Here is a 9467-nt window from a genome sequence, read left to right on the forward strand (position 1 = left end):
TACTGCCACTAGGTGGGAGAGTAGGCCGTCGCCTTTTTTCAAAAGCCCTTATCTAACGATAAGGGCTTTTTTTATACCCTAAATTTAAATATTAGTGTAGATTTATAGGTGGTAATCTATAGAAACACTAACAGAAACACACACACAGAAACAAAAAAAAGGCCTAGATATACTCTAGGCCTTTTTTTATTTAGAAAGGAGTATCCAAACTTGGTTTAGTTATATTTATATAGGCTAGTATACAGCATTAGAATATCTATTTTGTAGGGGTATTAGAGGTACTAACTTGCTTTAAAAGTAGAGTTTACTCTAAATAGAATATGGATTATCTAGTAATTAAGGTACTATTTGTTGTTATACGTAATATGTTAACTGTTTTTTGAACTTAAGACTAAGAAGAGGCAGTGTAATGTTAAAAGTAAGCTAATTTTTAAATTATTAAATCTTTTTATGTCGTTGGAAGAGGGTTATGATAGTTGAAATTGTTTCATTTTACTAAAAATAACGTATAATTTTTAGTGTATATTTAAATTTATAGTGGTATTTATGTTAAAAATATACTATGCACGCATAATTTATTACTGTTAATAGTTGTTAAAATCAAAAAAAAATATAACTTCACATCAAAACTAACTTAATTCAATACTAGAATGAGAAAAATAATTCTTTTTTCTTTCCTTATTTTCGGAGTTTTGGGGTATTCTCAGACAACTATAAAAGGAAAGGTTGTTGATCAAAATGATCAGCCAGTATCTTCTGCCAATGTGGTAATTGTTGGAAAAGCAGAAGGTGTAGTAGCTAATTTTGATGGAATTTTTACGTTAACCACGTCAGAAGTTCCTCCATTTAAATTAAAAATTACGAGCATTGGTTATTCATCTTCAACTGTGAATGTAACGTCAAATAATCAAACATTAACAATAACATTAAATGAAGAGGCAACACAATTAGGAGAAATTGTAATTTCTGCTTCTAGAACGCCGGAGCGTATTTTTGAATCTCCTGTGTCTGTAGAGCGTTTTGGGTTAAAAGATATTCGGAATACAGCATCATCAGATTTTTACGATGGTTTAGAAAACCTTAAAGGGGTAGATATTAATACAAATAGTTTAACCTTTAAATCTATTAATACTAGGGGGTTTGCAACGTTTGCAAATACTAGATTTATGCAAATGGTAGATCAAATGGATAATGCCGCTCCTGCATTAAACTTTCCATTGGGGAACCTTTTGGGAATGACAGAAACGGATGTTTTAAGTGTTGAATTATTACCTGGTGCTGCATCGGCTTTATATGGAGCTAATGCATTTAATGGAATTTTATTTATGAGGAGTAAGAGTCCTTTTGATTTTCAGGGTATAAGCTCATATATGAAAAGAGGAGTAACCTCTCAAGAAGTTTCAGGAGATAATACATATACAGATTTTGGTATTAGAGCTGCTCATAAGTTTAGTGAGAAATTTGCTGGTAAAGTAAATTTTGGTTACTTAAAAGGAACAGATTGGGGTGCTGATAATGAGACGGACAAATTATTTCGTGGTTTAACTAGAGATGATTTAGATTATGATGGTGTAAACGTATATGGTGATGAAGTAAGTCAGAATATGTACAGTGTTGCGCAAATACTTTCAAAAACGATTAATCCTTTAACAGGGAATACTATTATACCTGCCGGAGCTGAAGCTTTGGTGCCAAGTGTAAATGTTAGTAGAACAGGTTATAGTGAAAAATATCTAACGGATTACAACGCAGAAAGTATTAAAGCAGATTGGGGTCTTTATTTTAGGCCTTGGGAAAATGACTTTGAAATATCTTATGTAGGTAAAGTTGGTTCTGGTTCTACAATTTATCAAGGAGCGAATAGATACGCAATTGATGATTTCTTTTTGCAACAGCATAAAATAGAAATTAAAAATGATAATTTTTTCTTAAGAGGTTACATGACTGAGGATAAAGCAGGTGATTCTTATGATATGGTATTTACGGGTATCAATATAAATAGAGCTTGGAAACCCGATAAGCAATGGTTTGGAGAATATGTTGGTACATATGTATTAAATACATTAGGTGGAGCAACATCAGATCAGGCACATTCAGCGGCTAGAGCTCAGGCAGAAAGTGGAAGGTACTTGCCGGGCACACCAGAGTTTCAAGCAGCTTATGAAAAAAGTATTAATGATCCAGATCTTTCTTCTGGTTCTAAATTTCAAGATAATTCTAAGATTTACCATGCAGATGCAAATTATAACTTTGGGGATAATTTAAAATTTGCAGAAGTGCAAATCGGTGGTTCAACTAGAACATACGAATTAAATTCTTCTGGTACTATTTATACAGATAATGATGGTCCTATTAAGTATTCTGAATTTGGTGTTTATACACAAATGCAGAAAAAATTATTAGAAGATCGTTTAAAATTAACTGGTTCTTTACGTTATGATAAGTCTGAATTGTTTGATGGTTTCTTTTCACCAAGATTAGCTGCGGGTTATACTTTAGGAGAAAACAAAAATCACAACCTTAGAGCATCTTTTCAAACAGGGTTTAGAAATCCAACTACGCAAGATTTATATATTGGTTTAGATGTTGGTAGAGCTATTTTAATTGGAGGGGCTAAGGATAACTTAGAAAGAGATGTTAGAACATTTGGTATTAGCCAAGAGGCTCAAGATAATTATGGGCAGCCAGCAACTATTGAGAAATCAGGTGACGGTGCATACAATAATTCTTATTTAGCAAGCTCAGTACAAGCGTTTGGAGCATCTAGAAACCCAGCAGATTTAAAAGTAGCAAACTCTAACTTGGCTAAGCCAGAGCAGGTAACTTCTTTTGAATTAGGATATAGAGGTAAAGTACACCATGTAGTTATAGATTTAAGTGGTTATTATAACGTTTATAAGGATTTCTTATCTAATGAAACTGTAATTTCTACATTTTATGGAGATGCTGGTGATAATGGACTTTCTATGATAGCAATTGCAAACGGAGATTACCAGGCGTACCAAACATATACAAACTCAGAAGCAAATGTAAATTCTTATGGAGCCACTTTAGGTTTAGATACTAGAGTTCTTGGAGGATTTGATTTAGGTGCTAATTATACATACTCTAAATTAGATTTTGATAAAGAGGCAAATCCAGATTTTAAAACAAACTTTAATACGCCTGAACATAAGTTTAAAGCTAGTTTTGGTAAAACAGACTTGTTTGAAAACATAGGATTTAACGTAGCATACAGATGGAGTGATTCTTACTTTTGGGAGGCTTCATTTGGAGACGGACAAGTACCTTCTTACAGCGTGTTAGATGCTCAGGTTAATATTACAGTTCCAAGTATAAAATCTAACTTTAAAGTTGGCGCATCTAACTTGTTAGGAGATGAATACTTCACTGCTTTTGGTACAGGTTATGTTGGATCTCAGTACTACCTTTCTTGGACAATTAATAATTTATAAGATTTTAATATGAAAACTAAATATATATGGCTTATTGCCGCAATGGCAGCATTTTCTTCTTGTAGTGATGATGACGATTCATCTACGATGGTTGAAACTCCAACACCAGAATTAACGGCGGGTACAGTAGATTTTTCAAATTTTGTCGCTGTTGGCGCGTCTTTTACTGCTGGTTATACAGATGGTGGTTTGTTTAAAGCAGGTCAGCAGATGTCATTTCCTAGTACATTAGCAACAATGTTTGTAAATGCGGGTGGTAGTTCAACTTTTTCTCAACCCTTAACGAATGATAATTTTGGTGGTTTGGCTTTAAACGGCAATAGAATTGTAGAGCCAAGATTGGTTTTTGGTGGAGCAGGTCCAGTACCGCTAGAGATAGCGCTTAAAGCGCCCGTTACAGTTACAACAGATGTGCTGTTAAATAATCCAACAGGTCCTTTTCAGAATATGGGAGTTCCTGGAGCTAAAAGTTTTCATTTGTTAGCAAACGGATACGGAAATATATCTAATTTGTCTGCTGGTTTGGCAAATCCTTATTTTGTAAGGATGACAGGGAGCACTCCAGATGCTAGTATGTTAGAAATGACTGTAGCGCAAAATCCAACATTTTTTACATTATCAGAAATTGGAGGAAACGATGTTTTAGGATATGCAACTTCTGGCGGAGATGATTCAAATGCAATAACACCTTCAGCTACTTTTGATTATGCATTAAGTACTATTGTAGATGCTTTAACTGCAAACGGAGCAAAAGGAGCAGTAACAAATGTGCCTTATATAACAACATTACCTCACTTTACAACTGTGCCTTATAACCCATTGCCAATGGATGCTGCTACGGCATCTGCAGTAAATAATGGCTATGCACAGTACAATGGAGGCTTGTCAACAATGGTTTCGTTAGGTCAAATTGATCAAGATGAAGCTGATGCACGTACAATAGAATTTATGCCGTCATTAACTAATGCAGTGGTTATTGAAGATGAAGATTTAACAGATTTATCTGCATTTGGTTTGCCAAGTTATAGACAGGCAACTCCGGAAGATTTATTGGTGCTGCCTGCGTCATCTTTTATAGGAACAGAGGTTAATGGTGATCCTACAAAAGTGAATGGTGTGTCTGTACCGTTAAAAGACAAATGGGTGTTAATACCGAGTGAATTAGCAGCTATTAACACAGCAACAGATGCATACAATGCAACAATTGCTTCGGTAGTTTCTGCAAAAGGACTAGCATTAGTAGATTTAAATTCTGTTCTTTCTCAGGCTTCTGAAACGGGTATTACCTTTGATGAGTATACAATGACAACAAATTTAGTTGTGGGTGGTTTGGTTAGTTTAGATGGGATACATTTAACAGCAAGAGGATATGCGCTTATGGCTAATAAATTTTTAGAGGCTATTGATGCAACATATGGGTCTAACTTTGTAGCGTCTAAAACACTAGCTGCTGCAGCAGTTTTTTCAACAAATTTTTCTCCAGCATTACAATAAATAAATTTTAAAATAAGTTTAAAAAGCGCCTTAATAGTTAAGGCGCTTTTTTTATTAATATAGTGCAAGAATTAAAAGGTTTTCAATAAGTTAAAAAAACAATAAAAAGTAGTTTTTATTTAAATTTGAAAAACTTATCTTTGCACCCTGAAAAAGGTAGGGTCTGTATTGCAGAGTTTTATGTTTTTTGAAAAACGAAAAATTATATATAAATAAATACTGATAGCAATGTCTAAAGTTACAGGTAAAGTTTCCCAAATTATTGGCCCAGTTATAGATGTGGAGTTCCAAGCAGGGGTAGATCTTCCAAAAATTTACGATTCATTAGAAATTAAAAAAGCAGATGGATCACTTTTGGTTTTGGAAGTACAATCACACATTGGTGAAAACACAGTAAGAACTATCTCTATGGATTCTTCTGATGGATTAAGCCGTGGAGCAGAGGTTTTTGCAACAGGAAGCGCTATACAAATGCCAGTTGGTGATGACGTTTACGGACGTTTATTCAATGTAATTGGAGATGCTATTGATGGTCTTGGAAATTTACCTAAAGCAGGTAAAGATGGTTTGCCAATCCATAGGGATGCACCAAAATTCGAAGACTTATCTACTTCTACAGAAGTATTATTTACGGGTATCAAAGTAATTGACCTTATTGAGCCTTATGCAAAAGGTGGTAAAATTGGTTTATTTGGTGGTGCTGGTGTAGGTAAAACAGTATTGATTCAGGAATTAATTAATAACATAGCAAAAGGTCATGGTGGACTTTCTGTATTTGCTGGTGTAGGTGAGCGTACTCGTGAGGGTAACGATTTACTACGTGAGATGTTAGAGTCAGGTATTATCAAATACGGTGATGACTTTATGCATTCTATGGAAGAAGGCGGATGGGATTTATCTAAAGTTGATAAATCAGTAATGAAAGACTCTAAAGCAACATTTGTTTTTGGACAAATGAATGAGCCTCCTGGAGCACGTGCACGTGTTGCATTATCTGGTTTAACTATTGCAGAATATTTCCGTGATGGAGCAGGTGAAGGTCAAGGTAAAGATGTACTTTTCTTTGTAGATAACATTTTCCGTTTTACACAAGCTGGTTCAGAGGTATCTGCACTTTTAGGTCGTATGCCTTCTGCAGTAGGTTACCAACCAACATTAGCAACAGAAATGGGTGCAATGCAAGAACGTATTACATCAACAAAAAGAGGTTCTATTACATCTGTACAGGCGGTTTACGTACCTGCGGATGATTTAACGGATCCAGCACCGGCAACAACGTTTGCTCACTTAGATGCAACTACAGTATTGTCTCGTAAAATTGCTGAATTAGGTATTTATCCTGCGGTAGATCCTTTAGATTCTACTTCTAGAATCTTAGCTCCAGAAATTTTAGGAAAAGATCATTATTCTTGTGCACAACGTGTAAAAGAGTTATTGCAACGTTATAAAGAATTACAAGATATTATTGCAATTCTAGGTATGGAAGAATTATCTGAAGAAGATAAAATGGCTGTAGGTAGAGCAAGACGTGTACAACGTTTCTTATCTCAACCTTTCCACGTAGCTGAGCAGTTTACAGGTCTTAAAGGTGTTTTAGTTGATATTAAAGACACTATTAAAGGATTTAATATGATTATGGATGGTGAGTTAGATCACTTACCAGAATCTGCATTTAACCTTAAAGGTACTATTGAAGAAGCTATAGAGGCAGGAGAAAAAATGCTTGCTGAAGCATAAATAATACATAATATTACGTGTTTGGTTTATATCAACACGTAATATTAATTACTTAATACTTTTATAATTATGTATTTAGAAATTGTATCACCAGAAGCTACATTATTTGCAGGAGAAGTTATTTCTGTAATTGTACCTGGTATTAATGGGGATTTTCAAATGTTATCTAATCACGCACCAATTGTATCATTATTACAAAAAGGAACCGTAAAGATTCAAGGAAATATAGTTGTAGATGAAGCTTTTGAGGATAAATTCTCTAAAGGTTCTAACGGAGAAACCGTTTTACCAATAAGTAGCGGTACTATAGAGATGAAAGATAATAAAATTATTGTGCTGGCAGATTAACGTTAAGAACACAGGGAATTAAAGGGGGTTATACTATTTGTAGTATAACCCTTTTTTTGTGTTTAAAAATGAGATCGTTAATTTTTTTAATAAAATTCCTACATCTGTGTAATCCAAATTGTAATCTTGAACGTATATTAGTTGTACCAATCAACCAAACCTTCAATTTTATGAAAACTTACTACTATATTATTGCTGTTATTCTTCTTTTAACGGCGTGTTCTAAAAACGATGATGGGGCGTCTGAATTAGATATTAATCATAATTCGAAATATACATTAACTGCTGGGATTAATAAACTTTCGATGTCTAATTTACAAGTTGATGATCTCCTTGGCTGTAATATTAAAATTGAAAACTTTGATGGATCTGAAAATGTAGTGTACGTTTTAAAGCCTGTTATAGGAAGTCAATTAAAACATCAGGTTAATAAATTAGACTATAACTTTATAGAGAAAACTGGGCCTGTAGAAGTTGTAACTTTTTCAGGAACTAAATCGGTGTATAGCTATGGAACAAGGGATAGTATTGTTATAACAAGCGCAAATAGTGATTTTTACTTGGAAATATTAAAACCGGGTACTTTTGAGTTAAGTTTTACTTTACAGAAAATGATTAAGCAATCTTATGTGTCTGATATAAGCGAAGAGTCTTTACTTTTTAATGCAGTAAAAATAAATGCTTGGACTTTTTACAGGGAAACTAGGGATTCGGGGCTTTTCAATCACTCGGAAAAAACGCGCTATTACCGTTTTAATATAGATGATGGTGAGCAAGATTATGATAAGTATTTAACTAATGAAAATGGAATTTCTCATACGTATAGCGTTACTTATGGGGATGATAGTGAATATAAAAACAACTTCGTTGTTAGTGAAGAACTTTTGTTTAAAGATGATAAGACTACAGAATCAAGCGCTCCAGCTATTTCAAATTTTATAATAGAAAATTTAAAAATTACTCAAACTTTTTCAAATAGCCCTTCAAACATTATCGATTATAAAAACATTAAGATAGAAAATCGCGATGGACTTTAATTGTTTGCAAACAAGAATATTAATCAATTTAACTTAAATACTTTATAAATGAAAAAATATAGCAAGTTACTTATGCTCAAAAGTGTATGTCTAACCTTCCTTTTTATTTCTTGTGATGAAAATGACGACGTTTCTAGTGCAAATTTGAGTGAGCTTAAAGAAGTTTCTTTTCAAGTAGAGCCAGATAATATTATTAGCTCTGAAAAAACTGGAAATACACGTTTTAATGCATCAACTAATGAAACAAATTATGAATATCTTACTTTGGTTGAGAAGCAAGCTACTTTAAAACCACTTTCTATTGTTAGTGCGAATAAATCGGATATTATTTATCCAGGAAGCATTTTACGAGGTTCTTCTTTTATGGATGCAGCTTATGACCCTATTGTACTTAAAAATGAGTTTAATGATGTTGAGCTTTCATTAACACTTAGAGGGGGTGATTATCCTGTTAGTGTTTCAACGCCACCTAAGTTGAGTAGTGTTAGATATGCATTAAATAGTTTGTTACAAAACAATAAAATTTTAATTGACTACGCGGCAGTACCAAGTTTTTATAGTTACGAGAGTAACTCAGTAACAACTCAAGAAAGTTTTAATAAGACTTTGGACATACATGTTAAGGCAGATGTGCTAGGAGGTTTGGTTTCTTCTAGTTTTAATTTTAGTCAGAGTAGTGGTACACTTTCTAGTAAAAAGTATGTTGTTGTAGAAGTGCGTCAGTGGTTTTACAATGCCTCTATAGATCCCAAAAATTATACCCAATGGATAGAAGGTGATATGGATACAGAAGATTTAGGTTCTCATGAGCCATTATACGTGAGTAGTGTTGACTATGGTAGGGTTGCATATTTGTTAATAGAAACAGATAAAGATGAGGCCTATAATAGTACAATGGTGAAAGCATCAGTTAAAGTTGCTTTGGCAGTAGTAGAAGCAAGTACAGATGTGAATTATTCAGAGGAGTTTAAATCTCTTTTTGAAGATAATAAGGTTAAAGTGCTTATTGCGGGTGGTCCTGTAGAATTGGGTGGTAGAGTTACAGACTACAATAGTTTTGTGCGCTTTCTAGAAACGCCGAACACTGCTGATCTTGTTGGTTCTGCAGCGCCTATTAGTTACAAAGTGCGTAGGTTGTTAGACAATACAGAGGTAGAGGTGAAGCAAATGTATACCGAACAAATTTTGGAGTACAAGGTAGATTAAAAACAAGGATTTTTGAAAAATGAGTACAGAATATCTTTTAATAGTAGAAACAAATGAAAAATAGGAGCGGGTTGTTTATTGTCAGTATTTTGAGCCTATCACTTTTCTTTATAGGGTGTGATAAAAATGACGATAATTCTAGTGCAAATTTGAGTGAGCTTAAAGAAGTTTCTTTTCAAGTGGAGCCAGA

General features: G+C 33.7%; 6 protein-coding genes. All 6 read left to right on the plus strand.

Features of this window, described 5'->3' with window-relative positions; translation table 11 throughout:
• Positions 1 to 650: 650 nt before the first annotated feature.
• The 6 genes from M4I21_RS18075 to M4I21_RS18100 all read left to right on the plus strand — a co-directional run bounded on the left by M4I21_RS18075 (position 651) and on the right by M4I21_RS18100 (position 9277).
• Positions 651 to 3455: a TonB-dependent receptor gene (locus M4I21_RS18075; protein WP_249560634.1), complete on the plus strand. Its 2805-nt coding sequence runs from the start codon at positions 651 to 653 to the stop codon at positions 3453 to 3455.
• Between the two features lie 9 nt (positions 3456 to 3464).
• Complete coding sequence (locus M4I21_RS18080; protein ID WP_249560635.1) at positions 3465 to 4949, plus strand: SGNH/GDSL hydrolase family protein; 1485 nt, start codon at positions 3465 to 3467, stop codon at positions 4947 to 4949.
• Between the two features lie 228 nt (positions 4950 to 5177).
• Positions 5178 to 6686 carry a F0F1 ATP synthase subunit beta gene (gene atpD / locus M4I21_RS18085; RefSeq protein WP_249560636.1) on the plus strand — a complete coding sequence of 503 codons (1509 nt, stop codon included), beginning with the start codon at positions 5178 to 5180 and terminating at the stop codon, positions 6684 to 6686.
• Positions 6687 to 6755: 69 nt separating this feature from the next.
• A complete protein-coding gene (locus M4I21_RS18090; RefSeq protein ID WP_249560637.1) occupies positions 6756 to 7034 on the plus strand; it encodes a F0F1 ATP synthase subunit delta/epsilon in 279 nt (92 codons plus the stop codon).
• Positions 7035 to 7204: 170 nt separating this feature from the next.
• On the plus strand, positions 7205 to 8071 hold the full coding sequence (locus M4I21_RS18095; RefSeq protein ID WP_249560638.1) for a hypothetical protein: 867 nt from the start codon (positions 7205 to 7207) through the stop codon (positions 8069 to 8071).
• Between the two features lie 48 nt (positions 8072 to 8119).
• Positions 8120 to 9277, plus strand: a complete 1158-nt coding sequence (locus tag M4I21_RS18100) for a thiol-activated cytolysin family protein (RefSeq protein WP_249560639.1) — start codon at positions 8120 to 8122, stop codon at positions 9275 to 9277.
• The last annotated feature ends 190 nt before the right edge of the window (positions 9278 to 9467 follow it).

The organism is Cellulophaga sp. 20_2_10, assembly GCF_023476645.1.
In the GTDB taxonomy this organism is placed as follows: domain Bacteria; phylum Bacteroidota; class Bacteroidia; order Flavobacteriales; family Flavobacteriaceae; genus Cellulophaga.